This is a genomic window from Pseudoalteromonas sp. NBT06-2, from assembly GCF_002276045.1.
In the GTDB taxonomy this organism is placed as follows: domain Bacteria; phylum Pseudomonadota; class Gammaproteobacteria; order Enterobacterales; family Alteromonadaceae; genus Pseudoalteromonas.
Genome location: NZ_NQMR01000045.1, coordinates 19335 through 41321, shown reverse-complemented (window position 1 = coordinate 41321; position 21987 = coordinate 19335). Strand labels below are relative to the sequence as shown.

Here is a 21987-nt window from a genome sequence, read left to right as displayed (position 1 = left end):
AGTCCTTGTTAACTTGTACTCAAAATATCTTTAAGCGCTCTAATCTTACCTTCTAAGATATGATTATTTTCTTGCACAGCTTTGTACTTATTTTTAAGCTCGTGGCTTTTGTTCGGGTATTGCTGCCATAAATTCATGTAAGTCTCCAATGCACCTAGCCCTTTAAGTAACTCAATATTCGATTCATTGAGTGAACGTTTAAGTTGTTTTTTTAGACTGGAGTCAGGTGTTTCAGAGGGAGTCTCTTTGGTTACATTTTCTTTTAATGTGTCACAATCAAATAGCTTCGTTTTCTTAAAACGAGAGATCCCTTTAACATCAGATGTTGTTTTGCTCAGCCAACCTCGCTTAACCAATTTGTTTAATTCGGCATATACAAACTTCCTTACAGTCACCTTATTTAGGTTAATGTTGTTAGAAAGCATTAAGTAAGCAGTTCTCACTTCTACTACGGTGAAGTGATCAATGTTGGGCATCGTGATAATTTGACAGACTAAAGGATCTAATTTCATTATTATTATTGCTATAAAAGTCAACTTTTTGACAAAAAAGTTCTTTAATTGATATATATGTAAATTAGTTTCATTATATGTCATGGGTTGAGCCACTGCAATATGGGAAGATTTATTCTTTTACTAGTGGAATACCTTAATGCAGCCGGTACAAAAGTTGATAGGCATGAATATAAAACTTGCCCGTACGAAGCGCTCTATAGCTCAGGCTGAGTTAGCAAGTAAAATAGGAATAGAGGCAAGTTACCTCAGTCGAATTGAAAGAGGTAATGTACCTGTTTCATGCGAAAGGATATACGAAGTTATTCATTTCCTTCAATGTGGTATTAGTGAAATATTCCCAGAGCCATCTGAGGTAGAAACACAATTTGATAGGCATGAAAAATAGCCTACTCACACCTACATTTCGCCACTTCATCAATTACACTAATATCAAAAGAATAACTATATGATTTCAAGTCAGGATGTAGCCATTTTAATGGATCGATATAACCACATAGAAAACGTTAATGATCTTGTTGGGAAATGGATGCTTGATAATCGCACTATAAAAGGCATCACTATTTTATATGGTTTTGATGATGCTGGTAACGAGATGCCAATTCAGTCAGGAGTCGGGGCATATGATGGAGAAAAATTCTTTGTAAGGAGCATCTTCTCAAAATCACAAATCTATTTGCTTAATGAAAAAATTTTTAGTGATATGACAAATCAGCAAAGGTTTCCTATCAATTCGGAATTGCTATTAGACACGCAAATAGGTAAGTACGCACTATCTTATTTTAATGATAGGGAAAAATTTATAACAGGTCATTTAGGGCAGAGCTTTGAACAATTAATAGATTTCATATTCAAGTCTGATATTACGTTTAACTTTGCTTTCTACAACTTTGAAAATTATGCCAACTATCTCATAGGCAAAAATAAAGAAATTACCAATCAGTTATTTGCGTTGCATAAACTAGCAAATATGGATCGTGAGCACTTTTTGAAAACGAGAGAGGTAAAACTTCCTTTTGATGGTAATACCCTGAAGAACAAAGTATTTGATCATTTAGAATCTTTTGAAAATAAAGTTACTGTAGAGGCGTTCGATAAAAAAGAACAACTGCAAACTCACATAGCAGCTATTGTACTTAAGTCCGTACTATTGAAGAAAAGCTCTTTGTCAAAAGAAGATAAAGTTTTAAAACTCGTGGAGTTTATGGACGAAACTCTATCAGTAATCATGATGCGTGAGCTATACATATGTGGTGAATGGCTTTTAGGTGAAAATATTTCCTTATTTGACCCAGTAAATGGAGGACAAAACCTACATGAAATGCCAAAAAATATAAATGGTATTGCATGGGACTTATTGCTTTTAAGGTTTACAGAAGAGTTCAGTACCATTATTAAACATGGTGTCCCAACTATTGCATATTACGCTTCTTTTGATCGCAGAATTATCGAAGTCGGTGAGTTGTTTAAATCCAAAGGTGCTATTTTCCCTGGCAAGGAATGGTCAAATAAGTTTTATATGATTCCTGATGTAGATATACCTTCATGGGTTAATCGCACAATTGGGGAGTCAAAAAATAATGAAGTGTTCAATCACGAAGCCATGAATAGAAGAGCTAAAAATAAGCCTTCATATACCAGAGTAGCTACTATCAGAAAGCAACTGGAATATGAGGTAATAAAGGCCTTTTCTGCCAAATAAGCATATATATTAATACACACTCCAATCTCGTGGATTGTATCCATATCTAGATAACTAACCAACATTTTCTGCCTTATATTCATTGTGCACCATTTAAAAGATGCAAAATAAAGCTTGACTAAATAATCATCGCGAATCATTATTTATGCATCATTGGTATGGTGCAAATAATTGAGTATGGCAAATGAATAAAACATTAGCTGATATTGCGATTGTAAAAGCAGGCCACCCGTTTAGGGGAAAAATACCTGAATACAAGGATGGTAACGCCTATGTGGTACAGATCAGGGATATTGATAACGATGGGTATATTCATTGGCAGCAAATCATTCGTACAGAAATAACTGGGCGTAAAAGCCCTGAATGGCTTCAAAAAGGTGATGTACTTTTTGCAGCTCGTGGTGGTCGCAACGTTGCTGCATATGTTGATGATATTAATCAACCGACAGTTTGTGCTCCGCATTATTTTTTAATTCAAATTACAGATAAAACCGTTTTACCTGAGTTTGTTGCTTGGCAACTAAACCAAAAAAATGCTCAACGTTACTTTGCAAACTCTGCCGAAGGCAGTGCGCAAGTGAGTATTAGAAGAGCCGTTTTAGAAGCGATACCGTTAGTCATTCCAAGCATCGAAAAGCAAATGGCAATTGTAGGGTTTGATAACAAAGTTAAACAAGAAAAGCGTTTGTTCAATGCTTTAATCGACAACAGAGCCAGCCAGATGCAAGGCATCGCACAAGCATTACTTGGTTAAGCATTGGCTAATAAAGGTTTAATACAGAATTTAAGTTTAAGGAAATTAAGATATGACAACAACACAGATTAATCAGGATGAAATAAATAAGGCCGTATGGGCAGCTTGCGATACCTTTAGAGGCACGGTAGATCCGTCTATCTATAAAGACTTCATTCTTACCATGTTGTTCTTAAAGTATATCTCTGATGTTTACCAAGACGAATACGACAAACTTGTTGAGCAATACGGGGATAATCCTGAGCTGATACGTGCAATGATGGCAAAACAGCGTTTTGTATTACCAGCAGGGTCAAGTTTTTGGGATTTATATGAAGAGCGCCATAAGGCTGGCAATGGCCAACGCATCGACCAAGCGCTTCACGCTATTGAGGAAGCCAATGGCACTAAACTTAAAAACGTGTTTCAAGACATCAGCTTTAACACTGATAAGCTCGGCCAAGAAAAACAAAAGAACGATATTCTTCGTCATATTTTAGAAGATTTTGGTAAAGACATTCTTAATTTACGCCCTAGTCGTGTTGGCTCGCTCGACATTATTGGTAATGCTTACGAATACCTAATCAAACACTTTGCCGCTGGCAGTGGTAAGTCGGCAGGAGAATTTTATACGCCACCGGAAGTTTCAGATTTGCTTGCCACTATTTTAGAACCAGCAGAAGGCGACCAAATATGTGACCCTGCATGTGGCTCTGGCTCACTATTAATGAAGTGTGGCGCTATGGTGCGCAAAAACTCGGGTTCTAAAAAGTATGCTTTATTTGGGCAAGAAGCGATTGGATCTACTTGGGCACTTGCCAAAATGAACATGTTCCTACACGGTGAAGACAATCACCGTATTGAATGGGGCGATACCATTCGCCACCCAATGCTGTTAGATAAAGAAGGTACTGGCTTACTACATTTTGACATAGTAACAGCAAACCCTCCGTTCTCACTTGATAAATGGGGACATGAAGGAGCAGCTAATGATGAGTTTGGACGTTTTCGCCGTGGCGTGCCACCAAAAACTAAAGGTGATTATGCGTTTATCAGTCACATGATTGAAACGCTAAAACCAGAGTCTGGCCGTATGGGAGTTGTAGTTCCGCATGGTGTATTATTTAGAGCGTCATCTGAAGGTAAAATACGCACACAACTCATTGAAGAAAACTTACTAGATGCCGTTATTGGCCTACCTGAAAAACTCTTCTTCGGTACGGGTATTCCCGCCGCCATTCTTATTTTTAAGAAAAATAAAGCAGACAAGAATGTCATGTTTATCGATGCCAGCCGAGAATTTAAGTCTGGCAAAAATCAAAACCAGTTAACCCATGAGAACATTCAAAAAATTATCGACACTTATAAAACTCGTGAAAATGTTGATAAATATGCTTACTTAGCAAGCTTTGATGAAATAAAAGACAATGATTTTAACCTAAACATTCCTCGCTACGTAGATACCTTTGAAGAAGAAGCTGAAATTGATTTAGTCGCTGTACGTACTGAGCGAGTGCAACTACAGAGAGAATTAAAAACACTTGAAGCAGAAATGGAAAGCTACTTGAAGGAGTTAGGTTATGGTGCCTAATCAACATACAAAACTTGAATTAATTCAAGCTCAGGTAACTTTCATTCCTGATGATTGGAAGTTAGAGAAGGTAGGCAATGCTTTAAATATTAGGAATAATTTCCGTAAACCAATAAGCCAAGAAGTTCGGTCAACTATGCAAGGTAGTTACCCTTATTATGGGCCAACTAAAATTCAGGATTATATTTCTGATTATGAACAAGATGGTATATATGCATTGATTGGAGAAGATGGTGACCACTTCCTTAAATACTCGACAATGCGTCAAACTCAATTTATAAGCGGCAAATGTACTGTAAATAATCATGCACATATTATAGAAAGCTCAAAAGAGTGTGATTCAGAGTGGTTTTACATCTTTTTCAAGCATCGTAACATTACCAACTTCCTTTCGAGGCAAGGTGCTGGGCGTTTTAAATTAAATAAAGCAACTTTAGAAAAACTTCCCCTATTGGTTCCTCCTCTAGGGGAGCAACGAAAAATCGCAAAAATCTTATCAACTTGGGATAAAGCGATTAGCACTACCGAGTGCTTAATCGACAACAGCAAACAGCAGAAGAAATCCCTAATGCAACAACTGCTCACAGGCAAAAAGCGGCTACTGGACGATTCAAGTAAACCGTTTAAGGGTGAGTGGAATACAATGTTAATTAGCGAAGCATTTGAAGTAGGCTCTAGTAAAAGAGTTCTTCAAGCTGATTGGTGTGATCGCGGCGTACCATTTTTAAGGACTCGTGAATTAGTATCTTTGACGAAGAGAGAGCCATTCAAAAGTGAAATTTTTATCAGTGAAAAGTTATTTTCTCAGCTTGAAGAAAAATATGGTTTACCGAAGGAGGGTGACTTTTTAGTAAGTGGTGTCGGTACTCTGGGTATTATTTACCAAGTAAAAAAGGACGATAGATTTTATTTTAAAGATGGTAACGTTTTGTGCTTTAAGTCTAATGGTTCTGTGGATAGTAATTTCTTTAATTATTGCTTTGAAAGTACATACATTCAAAACCAAATTTTAAATCAGACCACGATCACTACAGTCGGAACCTTTACAATTTCAAATGCAAAACAAACTAAATTTTTCTGTCCCCCAACTGTTGAAGAGCAGAAAAAGATAGCAAAAATTTTATTAAATGCGGATAAAGAAATCGAATTGTTAGAAAAGCAACTTGCCGATTTAAAAAAAGAAAAAAAAGCGTTAATGCAGCAGTTGTTAACAGGCAAGCGCAGAGTATCGGTATAGGAATTAAATGATTATGGATGAGCTTAAAGAAAAACTATTAATAGCTAATGAGGATGGCAACTTTTTTGAGTTCATCCAAGACATTTACTATCAAGACAGAAAAGATGAAAAGCTTCTACCAAGCACGTTGGCTGAATTACATAATGATGGAAATTTGAACCTTATAGGGTTATTTCAAAATTTTAAAAACACACCTGAAAATCATGATTTCTTTTCAGTAAGGCGAGTTTTTGAAGAGGTTTTACCTGATATAAATGCTCCGGTAAAAGGCGTAGCTCAATGTGTGAAGCATCTTACGCTAGAAGCTGGTCAAGATGGTTTCGCTTACACACTAATGTCACCATTCAAAGAGTTCTGTATAAAGGGTGATGATAGAGCCAAAGCTCTTTTGGATATAGCTTTAACCAATATTGATGAAGACTTTGACCATTTAACTACTGCTATTGAAGCAGGTGCAAGTAATGATGAAGTTACTTATGTAAATCAAGCTATTGAACTGCTTACTCATGAAAATGAGTTAATTATACAAAGAGCCATTTTTGCATTGGGTAGAATTAACTTCCAAGACAAAACGCTCTTGGAACCAGTTGCAATAGCTATCACTAAATCATCCATTTCTTCACCAACTGATTTGATTTTGGCTACATCAATGCGAGCGATGTTTACCGTTGTTTCTCAGTCTGATGATTTAGAATGCTTGTTCTTAGATTTTTTAAACACGCATTCAGATCACTTAGATGATCGTTATATTCATGCTGCTTCAGAAATATTGTTTTATGACGAAAAAAAGGTAAGCAGTAATGTTGAACCTAATTTGTTGAATATTTGCTGTTATACCAAACCTGAAAACAAAGGCACTATCAATAATGTTGACTTTGCTTTGGATAGACTACTAAAAAGCAATCGATTCGATGATTGTGTGCTTTTTTTAGAGCGTTTTTTCGAATTAAGCGAGTACAAATTATCAGTAAAGTATTTTGATAGTTTTGTTCGAGAACTACATAACCACCGAGATACTCACCTATCCGCATTACTTACAAGATGGTTGTTATCAAAAAGAATTAAGCTAGGGAAATACGCTTTTGACCTTCTTCGTGATTTAGACAAAGGCATTTCTATTGGCTTTGATCGTGCCCTCGTAGCCAAAGAAAGCAAAGGCGTACACCTTTTCTTAGCGAGAAAAGCTTGTGGGTGGTTCTTCAATCAGCCTAAAACAGCAATTAGCTTAATTGAGTCGTTAGTTCTTAATGCTCCTGATGATGAATTAGCAGATATTCAGCAACTTATTTTTCACCCTCTCTGTGTAAGTTACCCAGGAAGTATTCGAGATCATTTGGAAGCATTGAATGGGTCAAAAGAACACAGGGTTAAACAGCTTGCAACGGATGTGCTATCTGAATACAAAGAATACCAAGCATCAGTAAAAGCAGCTTTTAAAATAAACGAATTAAGCCCTAGCCAGCAAGATAGGCATACATATTGGCGGCATCACAATAAGCTAATGAATGAATCTATGAAACAGGCTAGAAAAAAGTCGATTTTTACCTCTTTGTTAGGTGGAAATGAGTCAGTATTGCTCTATGGAAACAAGTCGATTCACTATATACATCATGGTGAGCAAAAGACCCGTCAGGAAGTTCCACTTAGTGAAATCAGTACATCATTTGAGTTTGCATCAATGCACAATCTTGACCCACACGGTTTAGAAAATATGATCTGGCAGTTTAAAGCGGAGGGATGTACCTCATGAAATTAGTGATAAGACAATATTTAGCCTCTTTGAAAGAACGAGGCGAATTGGATGCTTTATTACCTGATTTACTATCACAAATGGGCTTAGAAGTTTTCTTGAAACCAGGTGTTGGCAGCAGACAATATGGTGTGGATGTTGGTGCTTTTGGTAAGTTGTCTAGTGAATCAGAAAGTAAGGTATATTTATTTTCGGTAAAGTCTGGCGATTTAGACCGTAGGGATTGGGACAGTGCAAATCCACAAGACTTACGCCCGTCCATTAATGAAATTATTGATGTATTCATTCCGACCCGTATTCCAGCTGAGTACAATGAAAGTCCTGTTGAAATTTGTTTATGTTTTGGTGGTGAAGTTAAAGAAGAAGTAAGATCTAACGTAAGCATGTTTTTAGGCAAATTAAAAGCAGATGATTTAAGTTTTTCTGAATGGAATGGTGACAGGCTTGCTGATTTAGTCGAGCAACATATGCTTCGTGAGGAACTGTTACCTAAGAACTGTCGCAGTTTACTTCGCAAGTCATTGGCGATGATTGACGAGCCAGAAGTGTCTTTCAAACACTTTAGCCAGCTTGCCATTAGTCTCACTTGTACTGATGATAAAAAGCCAAAAGATATTTTAACGGGTATTCGCCAATTATATTTATGCCTTTGGATTTTATACTCATGGTGCAGAGATGAGGATAACCTAGAGAGCGCATTTCTATCAGCAGAGTTTACGATGCTAAATGCCTGGGAAGCAGCAAAGTTTGCGTTTGGCAAAAAAAACAAGGTAGCAGTTTCAACAATGACAACTTTGGATTCAATTCTTAAGTTAAATTTACAAGTATCAAATCAGTACATTGAAGAAAAAATAATACCTCATTGCAATAACTTGTATGCTTTATCACATGCAGTAAATCCGTCTTGTTCCACAGATGTAAACTTAAAGTTGTTCGATGTGTTAGGTAGGTTAGCCCTAACTGGTTGTTGGTCATACTGGTATTTAAGCCAAGTTAGTGATGAAAATGTAGAAGCTGGAAGATTTTTTTCAGAAGCAGTAACTAAATATCAAGATAGCATTAAGCAGTTAATCGTAAACAATCCTATTTTGTTTACACCATACAAAGATGAGCAAGCTATCGATTTAGTATTAGCTCTTTGGTTCCTTTCTCTCGATCATAAACATTGGCGTGATATCAACTCTTGGTTAAGCAATATGTCCCGAGAGATATATCAAATGTTTAAGATTGGTGATAAATACCCAACTACAATTCAAAGCTATGCTGAATTAATAGAACACCCCATTGATAAAACCGAAGAGTATAGAAAGAGTGTTACTAAGGGGGCAATACTGTACCCCTATATATCTACCTTTTCAGCAATTATGGGGGTTACAGAACCATATGAAATAGTTAAAAAAATTAAAGAAGAATTTTTACCGCACTGTAACTTTCAAGTGTATTTTCTTGATGAGTCTTCCGAAGAACACTTTTACCGTTTCGATAAAGTGCATGGTGCAACGTTATCTGATGTTTGCGTGACTGAAGAGCCAGAAGAGTTGATTAAACAGTTGGTTAATGAGTGCGACCAATCAAATAAAGTTTATGATATGTCTGCTTTTCAATTTTCTTTTTGGCCGATTATCTTAACTGGATGTAGGCATTACAGGTTGCCCGTACCAATGCATTTTATTATCGATATTTATAAGCAGAGAACAGAACAAGAAGAAGCTGGTAGCCAAAAAAGCGCTGAGGGAATTAAATAATGCAAATACGATTGAGTGAGATCCAACTAAAAAACTTTAAATCTTTTGAAGATTTAACTATTTCACCAAATAACAGCTTTAACATAATCATTGGTGAGAATAGCGCAGGTAAATCTACAATATTTGAAGGCATTCATTTATGGGAAAAGTGCTATGAAGCATTCATTTTAGCTTCAAGAAAAGGTTTTTATAAAGTTCGAAATTCGACTAGCCGTTATGTTAATTATCAAGAGTTAGATTTTCTAAGACTTACTAGTGATAATGATTTATTTTTTCATTCAGGCCGAACAAGAAATGCAGAAATAACTGTTACTTTATGCGTTGATGGTGAGCAATTTAATCTTGGGTTTAAGATTTCACGACCTACTTCTATTTCAAATGCATTTTTTCGGATTCAACCTATAGAGCAAAATCAATTCTCTAGTTTTGCTGAAAAAATTGTGGCTGATGGCAAGACACTAGATGAAGCAATATTCATATATCAAACAAGGCCCGTTGCTGGTGTTTTACAATACGAACCTTATTTGAATGACGCTCAGGTCACCAAAAAAATACAGAAAGGTATCTCTCACGAAGTTTTGAGAAATAAGATCATTGCTAAACGAGAATCTATAGAGCAGCTAGAAGAAGCAATAACAAAGATATTAGATAAAACAGTTAAATTCGATTTACCGCCTAAGACACGTGCAAGAACTGATGAATTTGTTTCGATCAAAGTCACTATAGGTGCAGGTAAAAAGCAAGACTTACATTTACAAGGCAGTGGTTTTTTACAAATAGTAGAAATCCTATCAACTATAGAGTTTCTAGATGCTCCATTAAAACTGTTACTTGTAGATGAGCCAGACTCGCATATTCATACTAAATTACAATCAAACCTTATTAGTCATTTGCGAAGTATTCTTGATAATCAGTTTTTTATTATTAGCCATAATGACCAGTTTGTTACTAATGCAGGGGAAGGAGAAGTATTCTTTCTTAGTGAAGAAGCGAAGGCTGACAAGCAGCTTATTCCAATAGAACACCGAAGCTTTGATACTATCAAGCGAGCATTAGGTGGCGTAATTCTATCGTTAGAGCATCTAAACCAAGCCAAGCATATCGCTTTCGTGGAAGGAAATGATGATGCAGAGTATTTAAAGGCTATTAATGTAAAACTAAAAGATATCACTGAAGTTAGCGGTTGTTTATCTGATGTATCATTTTTTCCGTTAAGAGGTAAAGATAACATTCTTCAAAAAGTTGAATATAACAAACGAACACTGACCTCTATTTTAAGAGGGAAAACTTGGAATGTTATTTTTGATAGAGATTTTTCAACTAATGAAGTTGATAGTGAACTGAAGAGACAAATTCAGGGTAAACGTTGTAACCCGTTCAGCCATACAGGATATTGTGTCGAATCAGTGTTATTTTCCGACATAATAATTTTAAAGCGATTTATTTATACTTTTGTCGATTATTTACCAGAAGCTGATGTAAATAGACGAGTCGATACGATTTTACATGACTCTATCTTACAGCCTATCAGTGATATTCATTCAGATTTAAACCAAACTGTAGAGAGTAGATTTAATGGTCAAAAAAGGAATAGACCAGAGTTTTCAAATCTAGAGTATGCCGATGTTATGCGCTCTTGGACTATAGACGGCAATTTTCAAACGGCTTTGGTAATGTCAAAACCATTTATAAGTCTATTTGTAACTAAGCTAGAAGAAAGTCTAGGTCGTTCATTGTTTATTCGTACTTCCAATGATGATGAAGAAATATCTTCAAAGCTTTTTCTCGCTTATATTGAGTTTTTAAATGACATTAACGATCTTTATCCATCACTAAGAGAGTTGTTTGTTCAGTTAGAGGTTTTAGTGGAAGCAGATGAGCAACAAGAGCAAGAAGGACAAGAAGGACAAGAAGGACAAGCAGCATGACTATAAGTTTAGCAAACTTCAAGGAAGAGTTTAGCTCGAAAATCCCAGCCCTTACTCTGCTAAGTAAACTTGGGTACTCGTTTATTCCTCCTCGTGGTTGCGAAAAAGCTAGGGGGAACTCTATAGCGGATAAATCAACTGGTCAGGTAATGTTATTGCCTGTTATACGTGAGTTTTTAAGTAAACAAACCTTCCCGTTCGCAGGTAAAGACCACAAACTATCAGATGCCGCTATTGATAAGATCATGCATGAACTTAACCCTGCGATGAATGAAGGGCTAAAAGGTGCAAATGAGAAGTTATACAACGCCTTGATGTATGGTGTCGGCGTCACTGAGTTTATTGATGGTAGAAAAGCCTCACCAACTATTCAGTTGATTGACTGGCAAAACACAAAGAACAACTACTTTCACTTTACTGAAGAGATGGTGGTGCAAAACGCTGAAGGTACAGGAAATCGAATTCCTGACATTGTCTGTTTTGTAAATGGGCTACCTTGGGTAGTAATTGAAGCAAAACGTCCAGACTCATCTACTGAAGGTAAATCAACATTAAATGAAGCAGTGTCGCAGCAAATCCGTAATCAAGGCCAAGCTGAAGTCCCTCACTTATTTGCTTATAGCCAGTTATTACTGGCTGTTAATGGTCATGACGGTTTGTACGGCACATGCGGCACGCCTGAGAAATTCTGGGCTAAGTGGAAAGAAGAAGAAATAGTTGAAGATGAATTTTCTCGGTTAAAAAATGCAGGTCTAAGTGCAGAGCAATTAGATGCGATTTTTGCGCACCGTCCAGCCGCAGCTAAAGACGAGTATTTATCATTATTAGCGGGTGGTGAGCTTGCGGTAACTGGTCAAGATAGGCTGATTGTTAGCCTTCTTAAACCTGAACGTTTGTTAGAAATGACTCGCTTATATACATTGTTTGATAAGAAAGCAGGTAAGATTGTGGCTCGTTATCAGCAGGTGTTTGGTATTAAATCTTTAGTAGAACGTATTACTAGCTTTGATGAAACAGGTACTCGACCAGGAGCTAGAAATGGCGGTGTAATCTGGCATACCACCGGAAGTGGTAAGTCTTTCACGATGGTTTTCTTGTCAAAGGCACTTATTTGGTTACAAGAGCTTGCTCAATGCCGAGTGGTTATTGTGACTGACCGAGTAGATCTTGAAGATCAGTTAAGTAGAACATTTGCTTCTGGTGGCGTATTAACTGAACGCGATAAAAAAGATGCGATGGCGACATCAGGCAAACGTTTAGCACAGCAAATTGGTAAAGGTAATGAGCGAGTTATCTTTTCAATCATCAATAAGTTTGGCTCTGCAATAAAATATGATGAGTGCTACAACGATAGCCCTAACATTTTGGTATTGGTTGATGAAGGACATCGAAGCCAAAATGGTGAAAATAATATTCGTATGCTGCAAACCTTGCCAAAGGCAGCGTTTATTGCATTCACAGGTACTCCATTACTTAAAGATGATAAAACCGAAAATAAATTTGGCTCGATTATTCACTCTTACACTATGCAACAGGCAGTTGAAGACCAAACGGTAACACCATTGCTCTATGAAGAGCGTATTGCTGATTTAAACGTGAATGACAAAGCTATTGATGCTTGGTTTGATCGTATAACTGAAAAACTAACAGAAAGGCAGAGAACGGACTTAAAGAAGAAGTTTTCACAAAAAGGCCAAATCTATCAAACTGAAGGCCGTATTGAGCTAATTTCACATGATATTTCTGATCATTTTCAAAACTTTAAGAAACAAGGTTTAAAAGGCCAACTCGCTTGCGATTCTAAAGCGTCTGCTATTCGCTATAAAGAAGCTTTAGATAAAATAGGTAAAGTTACCTCTGTTGTTGCAATGTCGCCTCCTGATACTCGTGAGGGGCACGAGGCGGTAGATCAAGAAAGTAAGGATATTGTGCAGAACTGGTGGAAAGGCAATGTTGCTGACTCCTTCGGACAAGATGAAAAAGCATACACCAAATCAATAATTGAAGATTTCAGCAAAGATGATGGCCCAGATATCATGATTGTTGTTGATAAGCTACTAACGGGCTTCGATGAACCGAAAAATACAGTTCTATATATCGATAAACCACTAAAAGAACATAGTTTGATTCAAGCTATTGCTCGTGTAAATAGGCTACACAGCAAGAAACAGTTTGGTTACTTAATTGATTACCGTGGCATTTTGAAAGAACTCGATATGACCATTGAAAAGTATCAAGAACTGGCAGAACGCAATCAAAATGGTTTTGACGTTGATGACCTCAAAGGTTTGTATAACCGTATGGATACGGAATACAAAAAGTTACCAGGTTTATATAACGATTTATGGGCGATTTTTGAAGGGGTGCCAAACAAGAAAGACCATGCAGCACTTAGACAGGCTCTTACCCCAAAAATAGAAGATGTTCAGGGGCAGTTGTTAGATAAAAACCTTAAGAAAAGAGATGAGTTTTATTCCGCATTAACGGCATTTTCAAACTGCATGAAAGTCGCATTACAGTCAGCAACCTTTTTTGATGACAAAAGCTTTGACGGCCCTGCATCGGCTAAAGGCTCTCGTGATCATTTAAAAGAAACACTAAAAATGTTCGTTAACCTTCGTAAACAGGTACGTGAAGATGCGAACGAAACGGTAGATTATGATGTTTATGCAGAAGATATACGCCAATTATTAGATAAACATATCGCAGGTATTGAAGTTAAAGAGCCTGATGGCGCGTATTTGGTTGGTAATTTAGGGAAAGATGTTAAGCCGCAAGACTTAACTGATGATGAAGCTCGTAACCAAACAGATAAAATCACCGGCCGCATCACTAAGATGATTGAACAAGATCTTGCTGATGACCCATATGCTCAAGAATACTTCTCTAATTTACTCAAGAAAGCGATTGACGAAACTAAAGCGATGTTTGATGCACCCGTTAAGCAATACATATTGTTTGCTGATTTTGAACAAGAAGTGAAAGAGCGCAAGGTTGAAGGCATGCCTGAAGCATTCACTGATGCTGATGGAAAACAAAACAAACATGCTCAGGCATACTTTGGCTTGTTTAAGCACCTTTTTAAAGATGGTGTACTAACGAGCGGCAATATCGATGAAGATAAATTAGTGCAATATGCGTTTGATATCGACGATGTGGTTAAAACAGCAGTTGCTGAATTTTCGATAAACCCTGGTGAAATTGAAAACGCGATTAGTGTAAAACTACTTCCAATGCTATTTGCTGACTTTGGTATTGAGAGTGCTCAGAAGCTAATTGAAGAAGTGCTTAAAATCACTCGTCTAGGATTATCTCGTGGGTAGCTTAAGTAAATGAGTGAAATAAGTAAAACGACTCAAGAGCAAGGTAAGTTTGTTTATGGTGAAGAAGTCATTAATTATGACATCGTTCGTTTAAGTGAATCGTGCCGCACTGTTGTTGATAACAACTCAAAGGCTAAAGCTAGAAAGGTAGTGATAAAAGTTCATCCTGACCAAAGGGTTGTAGCAACAGCACCTAGTGATGCTACACCTGAAGCTATACAAGAAGCTATGTTAAAGCGTGCTCGTTGGATTTGGGAAAGTATCGTTGAGTTCTCTACTCAGCAGGAATATGTGTTGCCGAGACAGTATGTAAGTGGTGAAACACAATTCTATTTAGGTAGACGCTATGTACTAAAAGTGATTATAGATCCTGAGCTAACACCAAAGGTGAAATTGCACAGGGGTAAATTAACCGTCACTTTTAAAAAAGACTGTGATGAACGGGCGGTAAAAATAAAAGCACTTTTAGATAAGTGGTATATCCACCGGGCTAATGCTGTATTCCATGAAAGACTGCAAGCGATGTTACCTAAAGCCTCATGGGTTAAAGGCTTACCTTCATTTCGTATTATGGTGATGAAGAAACAATGGGGAAGCTGTTCTACAAAAGGTAGCTTAATGCTTAACCCACATTTAATCAAAGCCTCTAAAGAGTGTATTGATTACGTGATCCTTCATGAACTTTGCCATATTGCTGAACATAACCACAGTGACCGTTTTTGGCGTTTGCTCACGCAGGTAATGCCCAATTGGAAAGAAGTTAAAGCTAAGTTAGATGATATGGCGGAGTTGTATTTGAATGAGTGAAGATCAGAACTTTATGATTAGTAAACCAACATTAGATGAATCTAACTTCAACCGTGATTTGGAGTTAGAGCTTAAAATTGATAAAGCTTTAGCTCTTCGTTGTAAACCAGGAGTTTATGGTTTTCTAACTAACATTGATGAATACATTCAGATGACCTATAACCCAAATCAATTGAATCAAACCTGGGGAAATAAATCATTCAATGATTTAAAAAAGATGCTCGAACGAATTCATACCAATATTAGTTATGAGCATGAATCCTTTTTGCCCATCGAACTTAGAGAACATTTTGTTAAAATTAAAGACCATATATCAAGACTCCATAAAAAACATGTTGGAACTAAGGTTTATCTTGAGGATATTCTAAATGAAATTAATCGACTTCTTGATCGGCCTGTTTACAATGCAAGTGATATGGCCGAACTGATTTCAAAGCATGCTTGGTTGAATAAAAAAGCAGAAGGAATATATGAAGTAGAAGAAAACTTGGTCATATTACTCAATAGAGGGAAAGTAAAAATAGAAATAATATTTAATATAAACTCTATAAAACCAAACGTCTTTTCTGACTCATATTTATTTTTTGTTGGAAGCTCTATTGATAATCATTTCATTAAAAATCTGATTGAAAATGATACCTCTATCAGAGGAGTATTTCTTAATAGAGAAGATAGATACCTTCACAATACAACGATTGTAACTGATGCATCTAGAAGATTAGCAAAGTTGCGACTCCAAATTGAGGAGAATTCATCTCAATTTCCGTTGGAAAATTTGGGCCATATAATAAAAAAAATAGAAAATAGGCTAAATGAACTTAATGAATACTATGAGCGCTATAGGCCTTATGCTAATTTGAACACTCCAAATGCAAGAGGTGTTGTAAATTCGGTTAAACTTATTCGAGCCGATTTCTTAAAACTACTCAGTAAAGATCTTCATTATATTTATGACATAAAAGTTAAAAGAAATATTCTTGAAATGCTCGAAAAATCTAGGCTAGAACTACTTTTATTAGCAAATAGAATTGAAGTATCTAGTAATTTTGATAGCAATCTAATGTTTTGTTTAGACGAAATTAAACAAAACAATACTTTATATCTATTGTCTAAGAATAAAAATAAAACAACAAAAGAGGTAGACTTCACTCCATTCAATGAAGAAAACTTGTCAGGAATTATCGCATCAAACTTACGTTCTATATATCGAACTGAAAAACATGTTTCAGTAAGCACTGAGTTGTTTTTGGGTTGTGGGAGAACTGATATAACTATCAAATCCCACAATAAAATAATGGGGCACATTGAATTCAAGCTGCTGAAAAAACAAGAAGATATAAAATCAAAAACTATAGACGGATTATTTCAGATATTTGGTAGATACAGTGAAAACGATGGTATTGATAATAGATTTCATACAGGACATTACCTTGTATTATTTGCACATGATAAACGAATTATAAACTTCATTGATAAAGTTAATGATGGAATCCAACATTATGCAACAAGGGAAAAGTTATCTCTTACATTATTGAATGACTTTAAAAGTGAAGGTAGGTTAACTTTTACTTTACGCCAATCCAGAAAGCCATTTTCAGATAAAGTTCGTGAAATAACTGTAGTTATATGTAATTTAGAAGTTGACCATAATAGCCGAAGAGCTGAGGTTAGAAGAAAATCTACTTACACACCTTAGCTGTAGCTTCATTGAGTTGAACTGGTCAACTCAGGGGGGGACTAAAAATCCACCTTTTTTCTCAACGCTTTAGAAGCTCCTCGTTTGGTTTTACTATCCATTCGGCGGCGTTGAGAGCTTTTCGTTGGCTTTGTAGCTCTCCGACTTTTTTGCACAACCATGGCTGATAAAATGAGCTCTTTTAAACGCTCCAGAGCAGCTTCTTTATTTAGTAACTGTGTTCTAAATTGCTGTGATTTGATAATGATAATACCTTCCGATGATATCCGGCTATCAGATAATTTCAGCAGCTTTTCTTTATAAATAGCGGGTAGAGATGATCGATTAATGTCAAAACGAAGGTGAATAGCAGTAGCTACTTTATTAACATTTTGCCCACCATTACCTGCTGATCTAATTGCATTGAGTTCAACTTCCCAATCGGCAATTGTTACGGTATTTGAAATTATGAGCATACAGCGCCTATTTATTCTTAATTAAAAAATCATTTTAATCCCCTATTAAACATCGAGAATTAATCTTCTCATAGTACCAAAAAAATAGTTTTCAACATACTAAAGAGGTGTACTTTGCTAATCAATTATGAGACTTGCATAATGTATTTTAGCTATGATGCCTGTGTTCTCAGAAGTGAAGAATGATTTTAAAATGTCAATGAGGGTTTAGATTAGTGCCTTTCATTTAATGATTGTTCTATATCTTTTTCAAATGCAGATAGTGTTTCCTCAATTAGATGCATTCCTTCAGTCACTGTTATTTCCTTACCTTTTAGTTGCTGCTTAACTCGCTGAATTTGTCGTTTAACAATTTTCACTGAATCATTTAATTGAACAGCATTATATGCGGTGCTGTAGCCATGTAAGTCTGCAAAGACTAGGTCTATATAGGTATTAAGCGAATGTATATGTGTATGTCCTGTCCACTGCTGTAATTGTATCTTAAAACGCTCTGTATGCAGTAAATGTTCGCGAAACTTATCAGCTGAAGTAATGTCTTTATGCTGTAAAATAATTTCTTTAAGTTTATTTGTTATAAATGCGTGCCTATACAAGTGAGGGTGTAACTCACCTTTAATACCTAATTCATCTTTCCATTTGTTCATGTACCTAGTCAATGTTGCACTCTGAAGTGCTCTTCCTGTAGTTAGTGAAACAAATAAACAACCATGGTCCTTATTTTTTCCTAATGTACGCTTTATGATTTTTTTTCTAACTTTGTTAATGTATTGCTTAATATCGGTAAGTAGCGCTGAGGTTACAGGTATGCTTCGAGAAGAGTCATCCTCTTGTTTTAATGTTGTTATGGTTAAATGCGGATTGACTCCTGATTTAATCGCATTGTCAATATCTTCTAACGTGATTAAGTGGATCTCACTCACACGAGCGCCAAGCTCCTCTAGGCACTGATACAGTGCTATATCACGAAGTCGCTTCTCCCGGTTTTCTTGAGTTTTTATAAAATCCCATACTTTAAGTGCATCATCTTCACTTACTGGAAATCTGTTTTTAACAGCATCTTTGGTTGGTATGCAAGCATGACTAGTAACCTCAACTTCTTTTTTTTTCTTTGAGCCTTCGATTGATATTCGATGAATTTTTATGGTGATTCGGATTGCGTTCTCAGTTCCTTTACCAATAAAGTTATTAAGGTCATGGCAACTTTGCACAAAGCAAAGAAAGTTCAGACATCTTTGCGCTATTTGAATGACGTGGTTGTTGCTACGAACAAGTTCACCAAGTTTATCGCGTTCTCCCTGTAGGCCTTGAACAAAAAGTGTGAAAGTAGAGTCCGTAAGTTGACTAAAACGTAATTTGTTTCTGTAGCAAAAGCGCACTATGTGATGAATATGCTTTGCGTAAGTTTTTAAAGTTCCCCCTTTAACACGTCGAGACCTTGTTAACCCCAGCTGTTGATTCATATACATATTTGCCTCAAAACAAGGCATACCATTATCGTAAGTGACGAAAGGAGTGTTGCTGGCATCTACCATTTTTAGTTCACGATCGAGCGGAGAGTAAAAGCCCCAACGCTCAAAGTCTTTCAAAAGGGAAATTGGCATTTACAGCTCTCCGTAGAGTACATAATTTAGTTTTGCTTCAATTTGGCGGTTGAGATATTGATAGTGTGATTCCTTTTGGTCAGGCGTGTCATCTGAATAAGCCATTCTTTTTAGATCACCGCGTAATTCGGTAATAATAGTTTCTAATAAAAAATTACTTTTTTTCATTGTATTTAATTTAGACTCTAGGTCATCAACTAGATTCCTCAACCCTGCTTTTGTTGCTTTATCGGCCTTGCTGCCTACCACTGCTTTTTCTATTGCATTCTTGGCATTAATTCGCAATTCATTTAGCTCAACAAAGCCTCTATCTAGCAATAGCTCAGAGGCGTTTTTAAGTGTATTTAGTGAACAAGGAGCGATGCCTCTTTCACTATCACTAAATTTAGCTAACCCTTGCTGTGAGTGCAGTGCTGTACTTATTTCATCAATGGCTTTGAAATTTTCAGGTGTTGTAATTATTTCTATTAGTAGTGACTTTGTTTCGAGCACCTTTTTTTGGTTTACTTCTAACGTTTCCATGCTTATCTCTAACCTATTTCATTGATTTGAAGTGTTAATGAGAAGTCATTGACTTTTTGGCCATCTTGTTCAATCGTGAAAAATTCTGGCTCTAAAGAAATAATTCCGTCTTCTAATAGTTCGAGAACTTGTGATTCTAACTTCTCTTGCTTCTTTAGTTCTTCGATGTGCGGTATTGTCTTGTACTCCGATGTATCTTCATAATCATCGGTTGCATCGGTTATTGTTGAGAGTGAGATATTGGCGTTATTCACCCCATAACGTTCTGCTAGTTTTTCAACCAACTCTTGCATATTATCAAGCTTGTTTTTATCCATAGCATCAATGATATACGATGCTTTAATACCATTTAATACAGCGCCTGTTTCACTTTCAGTTATGTAGCGATACAGATGCTCTAGATCAGTGTGGCCAAGCATCCACCTAAGAGTATCAAGTCCATCAAAGCCCTTTGACCAAAAAAAGACCATTGCAAAGAATCGCCTAAGTTGATGTTGACGAACGTAATATCTGCGATGCTCATCGTTTCCGAAAATGACAACCGGTAGCTCAAAGTAATCACAAACAGCATTCAAATGTGAATTATATGAACGAACATTAACTTGTCCTATTTTCAACTTTACGGGGTCAATGTTGTTAAACAAAGATAAACTCGATTTTGTTAAGTTTGCTTTTATCAGACCTTGATTAAATTGTTCTAGTTTCCAAATTATTAGAGCGAATGAGCGAGGAATTGGTCGTGCAATAGATGAATTTTTTCCATGCTCACCGCCGCTACCAGATTTCTTTAAACTGGCTACTAATTCATATTCTGTTTTCTTACCCTTTTCACTTGTTGGGTCAATGTTAGGAGACAAGTTATGATGAGGTTTAAGCGTTATTAATTCATCAATGCGCTTTGCCATTATCACGCCAGTTAGGGTTTGAATTGAGCCAATGAGTACATTATAAAGATCGAAAAGACTTTTATTATTACGTCTTTTTTCAAACACATCTTCTTCTGTGCCAGGTATTGATAACCGATCAACACCTAAGTTTTGTAGTTTGTCACAAATTAAAAGTAAAGCCCCTGTATTAGTCCATGCCCCTCGTTCAGTGGAAGGGATATTAGGGTCATGTTTTGGACTCTTGTGTTGAAAAAAATCTTTATTCGAGTTTTTGCCGGTACTTTTGGTTAGACCTTCTGCAAGAACAGACTGCACGGAGCTGAAAATGGACTCTTGATATTCTTGAATAAATTCATAACAGTTTTTAATTAAATTAAAAACTAATTGAGGTGGTAGTGTTTTAAATCGACCTTTCTTTTTCAGTTTGACATGCTCTCTAATTCGAGAGCATGTTATTGATGTCATTATGGTTGGGAAATACTGGCTGGTATCATCTCTCCCATTAACTGTGTTTAATAACTTAAGCGCACTTATATAGTTTTCAATTAATGTTTCACTCATCTCCCCAGTTATATCTTCTGTACATGGGATACTTTTAAATTCTTTATCTTCTACTTTTTCGTTAAGTTTTAATTCTTCAAAAGTTGAAATACCTTTATTATTAACAGGAATAATTTGACCGTCATAGATGAAGTTATGAAGAATAGCGGAATTTCCTTGGTGGTGATTTCGTATCGATATTCCAGTCTTGCTTTTTTTACTTTTAACTTCACCTTGGTAGTAACCTATACTATTTAGCCAACAGCATGCTTTTACCCTCTGTGTAACAGATAGTCCAAGGGGCATTTCTTCAGGAAGTAATGTTCGAGCACAAAAAGGGTATTTCTCTTTAAACTCTTCAGCTTCATTGTCACTAATAATCGATATGTGTTTTAGCAAAGTTTCCCGAACTTTATTGTTATAATCATAGAGTCCATTTAATGTACCTAATGATCCAAGCCTGACCATTAGAGACATTAGAAAGTCCTCTGATAAAGCTGAAAAGTGTAACTTTGCAAGCTGGATACTTTCACCATGAATCAATATTGCATTAATAAGTGCTGTAATTAATTGAATGCTAAAGTTAACTGATACTCCTTTTTTGAATTTACCTCCATTCTCTCTAGGGTTATCTGTCGCAGTGATCCAGTACTTAAATGCGTTAAGAAGCGGTATGTGTTTTTGATCAGTTAACAGAGAATTATCTGCGAAAGACACTGCACTCCAATCAATAGTTCTTGTAAATGTTTTACTATTATCTTTGATCTCAATATGCCAAGTGTTTGATGGAAACTCACTCAATAGCCAGTATGGCTTTTGTTCTTCATAATCGTAGATCCCTGTTACATTGTTTGTTGCGAGCTTTAATACTCGAAAATCTCCATTATTAATAGATGCTTGATGTAAAGACCAAAGCTCATCTTCAGTAAGAGCTGACAAAGATTTAGATTCATCT

At 36.2% G+C, this 21987-nt stretch carries 16 protein-coding genes; 11 read left to right on the top strand and 5 right to left on the bottom strand.

Translation table 11 applies throughout. The features are described from left to right. Window positions 1-8: 8 nt before the first annotated feature. Window positions 9-512 (bottom strand): VspR family transcription factor, encoded by a 504-nt coding sequence (locus CJF42_RS11175; RefSeq protein WP_141235541.1) that lies wholly within the window; start codon window positions 510-512, stop codon window positions 9-11. Between the two features lie 139 nt (window positions 513-651). Here CJF42_RS11175 and CJF42_RS11170 point away from each other — a divergent pair, with 139 nt between their 5' ends. The 11 genes from CJF42_RS11170 (at window position 652) to CJF42_RS11120 (ending at window position 17024) form a co-directional block, all read left to right on the top strand. Continuing rightward, window positions 652-900 carry a helix-turn-helix domain-containing protein gene (locus tag CJF42_RS11170; protein WP_095366761.1) on the top strand — a complete coding sequence of 83 codons (249 nt, stop codon included), beginning with the start codon at window positions 652-654 and terminating at the stop codon, window positions 898-900. 60 nt (window positions 901-960) lie between these two features. Further along, window positions 961-2214, top strand: a complete 1254-nt coding sequence (locus CJF42_RS11165) for a hypothetical protein (protein WP_095366760.1) — start codon at window positions 961-963, stop codon at window positions 2212-2214. A gap of 184 nt (window positions 2215-2398) precedes the next feature. Next, the gene (locus tag CJF42_RS11160) at window positions 2399-2968 is read left to right on the top strand and encodes a restriction endonuclease subunit S (protein WP_095366759.1); all 570 of its coding nucleotides are present in this window, start codon (window positions 2399-2401) and stop codon (window positions 2966-2968) included. Window positions 2969-3020: 52 nt separating this feature from the next. Continuing rightward, window positions 3021-4538, top strand: a complete 1518-nt coding sequence (locus tag CJF42_RS11155; RefSeq protein ID WP_095366758.1) for a type I restriction-modification system subunit M — start codon at window positions 3021-3023, stop codon at window positions 4536-4538. Continuing rightward, window positions 4528-5775 carry a restriction endonuclease subunit S gene (locus CJF42_RS11150; RefSeq protein ID WP_095366757.1) on the top strand — a complete coding sequence of 416 codons (1248 nt, stop codon included), beginning with the start codon at window positions 4528-4530 and terminating at the stop codon, window positions 5773-5775. The genes CJF42_RS11155 and CJF42_RS11150 overlap by 11 nt, the downstream gene beginning before the upstream one ends. A 13-nt stretch (window positions 5776-5788) precedes the next feature. Next, entirely contained in the window at window positions 5789-7525 is a 1737-nt protein-coding gene (locus CJF42_RS11145; protein ID WP_095366768.1) for a hypothetical protein, read from the top strand. Continuing rightward, complete coding sequence (locus CJF42_RS11140; RefSeq protein ID WP_095366756.1) at window positions 7522-9270, top strand: hypothetical protein; 1749 nt, start codon at window positions 7522-7524, stop codon at window positions 9268-9270. Before CJF42_RS11145 ends, CJF42_RS11140 begins: the two co-directional genes overlap by 4 nt. Then, window positions 9270-11198: an ATP-dependent nuclease gene (locus CJF42_RS11135; RefSeq protein ID WP_095366755.1), complete on the top strand. Its 1929-nt coding sequence runs from the start codon at window positions 9270-9272 to the stop codon at window positions 11196-11198. Before CJF42_RS11140 ends, CJF42_RS11135 begins: the two co-directional genes overlap by 1 nt. After that, window positions 11195-14521, top strand: coding sequence for a type I restriction endonuclease subunit R (locus CJF42_RS11130; RefSeq protein WP_095366754.1), 3327 nt, complete (start codon window positions 11195-11197; stop codon window positions 14519-14521). Before CJF42_RS11135 ends, CJF42_RS11130 begins: the two co-directional genes overlap by 4 nt. A 9-nt stretch (window positions 14522-14530) precedes the next feature. Next, on the top strand, window positions 14531-15328 hold the full coding sequence (locus CJF42_RS11125) for a M48 family metallopeptidase (RefSeq protein WP_095366753.1): 798 nt from the start codon (window positions 14531-14533) through the stop codon (window positions 15326-15328). After that, entirely contained in the window at window positions 15321-17024 is a 1704-nt protein-coding gene (locus CJF42_RS11120; protein ID WP_095366752.1) for a hypothetical protein, read from the top strand. The genes CJF42_RS11125 and CJF42_RS11120 overlap by 8 nt, the downstream gene beginning before the upstream one ends. Before the next feature lie 41 nt (window positions 17025-17065). Here the strand turns inward: CJF42_RS11120 and arfB are convergent, their stop codons facing one another. The 4 genes from arfB to CJF42_RS11100 all read right to left on the bottom strand — a co-directional run bounded on the left by arfB (window position 17066) and on the right by CJF42_RS11100 (window position 21971). Continuing rightward, on the bottom strand, window positions 17066-17479 hold the full coding sequence (gene arfB / locus CJF42_RS11115; RefSeq protein WP_054201514.1) for an alternative ribosome rescue aminoacyl-tRNA hydrolase ArfB: 414 nt from the start codon (window positions 17477-17479) through the stop codon (window positions 17066-17068). A gap of 212 nt (window positions 17480-17691) precedes the next feature. Continuing rightward, window positions 17692-19083, bottom strand: a complete 1392-nt coding sequence (locus tag CJF42_RS11110; RefSeq protein ID WP_095366751.1) for a tyrosine-type recombinase/integrase — start codon at window positions 19081-19083, stop codon at window positions 17692-17694. Next, window positions 19084-19605, bottom strand: a complete 522-nt coding sequence (locus tag CJF42_RS11105) for a hypothetical protein (protein ID WP_095366750.1) — start codon at window positions 19603-19605, stop codon at window positions 19084-19086. It abuts the gene before it with no gap. A gap of 8 nt (window positions 19606-19613) precedes the next feature. Next, complete coding sequence (locus CJF42_RS11100; protein WP_095366749.1) at window positions 19614-21971, bottom strand: integrase; 2358 nt, start codon at window positions 21969-21971, stop codon at window positions 19614-19616. Window positions 21972-21987: the final 16 nt, after the last annotated feature.

Coding starts and splice junctions, on each gene's coding strand:
- CJF42_RS11175 (WP_141235541.1), bottom strand. CDS start 512: ATGAAATTAGATCCTTTAGTCTGTCAAATTATCACGATGCCCAACATT.
- CJF42_RS11170 (WP_095366761.1), top strand. CDS start 652: ATGCAGCCGGTACAAAAGTTGATAGGCATGAATATAAAACTTGCCCGT.
- CJF42_RS11150 (WP_095366757.1), top strand. CDS start 4,528: ATGGTGCCTAATCAACATACAAAACTTGAATTAATTCAAGCTCAGGTA.
- CJF42_RS11155 (WP_095366758.1), top strand. CDS start 3,021: ATGACAACAACACAGATTAATCAGGATGAAATAAATAAGGCCGTATGG.
- CJF42_RS11110 (WP_095366751.1), bottom strand. CDS start 19,083: ATGCCAATTTCCCTTTTGAAAGACTTTGAGCGTTGGGGCTTTTACTCT.
- CJF42_RS11130 (WP_095366754.1), top strand. CDS start 11,195: ATGACTATAAGTTTAGCAAACTTCAAGGAAGAGTTTAGCTCGAAAATC.
- CJF42_RS11135 (WP_095366755.1), top strand. CDS start 9,270: ATGCAAATACGATTGAGTGAGATCCAACTAAAAAACTTTAAATCTTTT.
- CJF42_RS11165 (WP_095366760.1), top strand. CDS start 961: ATGATTTCAAGTCAGGATGTAGCCATTTTAATGGATCGATATAACCAC.
- arfB (WP_054201514.1), bottom strand. CDS start 17,479: ATGCTCATAATTTCAAATACCGTAACAATTGCCGATTGGGAAGTTGAA.
- CJF42_RS11105 (WP_095366750.1), bottom strand. CDS start 19,605: ATGGAAACGTTAGAAGTAAACCAAAAAAAGGTGCTCGAAACAAAGTCA.
- CJF42_RS11160 (WP_095366759.1), top strand. CDS start 2,399: ATGAATAAAACATTAGCTGATATTGCGATTGTAAAAGCAGGCCACCCG.
- CJF42_RS11145 (WP_095366768.1), top strand. CDS start 5,789: ATGGATGAGCTTAAAGAAAAACTATTAATAGCTAATGAGGATGGCAAC.
- CJF42_RS11125 (WP_095366753.1), top strand. CDS start 14,531: ATGAGTGAAATAAGTAAAACGACTCAAGAGCAAGGTAAGTTTGTTTAT.
- CJF42_RS11120 (WP_095366752.1), top strand. CDS start 15,321: ATGAGTGAAGATCAGAACTTTATGATTAGTAAACCAACATTAGATGAA.
- CJF42_RS11140 (WP_095366756.1), top strand. CDS start 7,522: ATGAAATTAGTGATAAGACAATATTTAGCCTCTTTGAAAGAACGAGGC.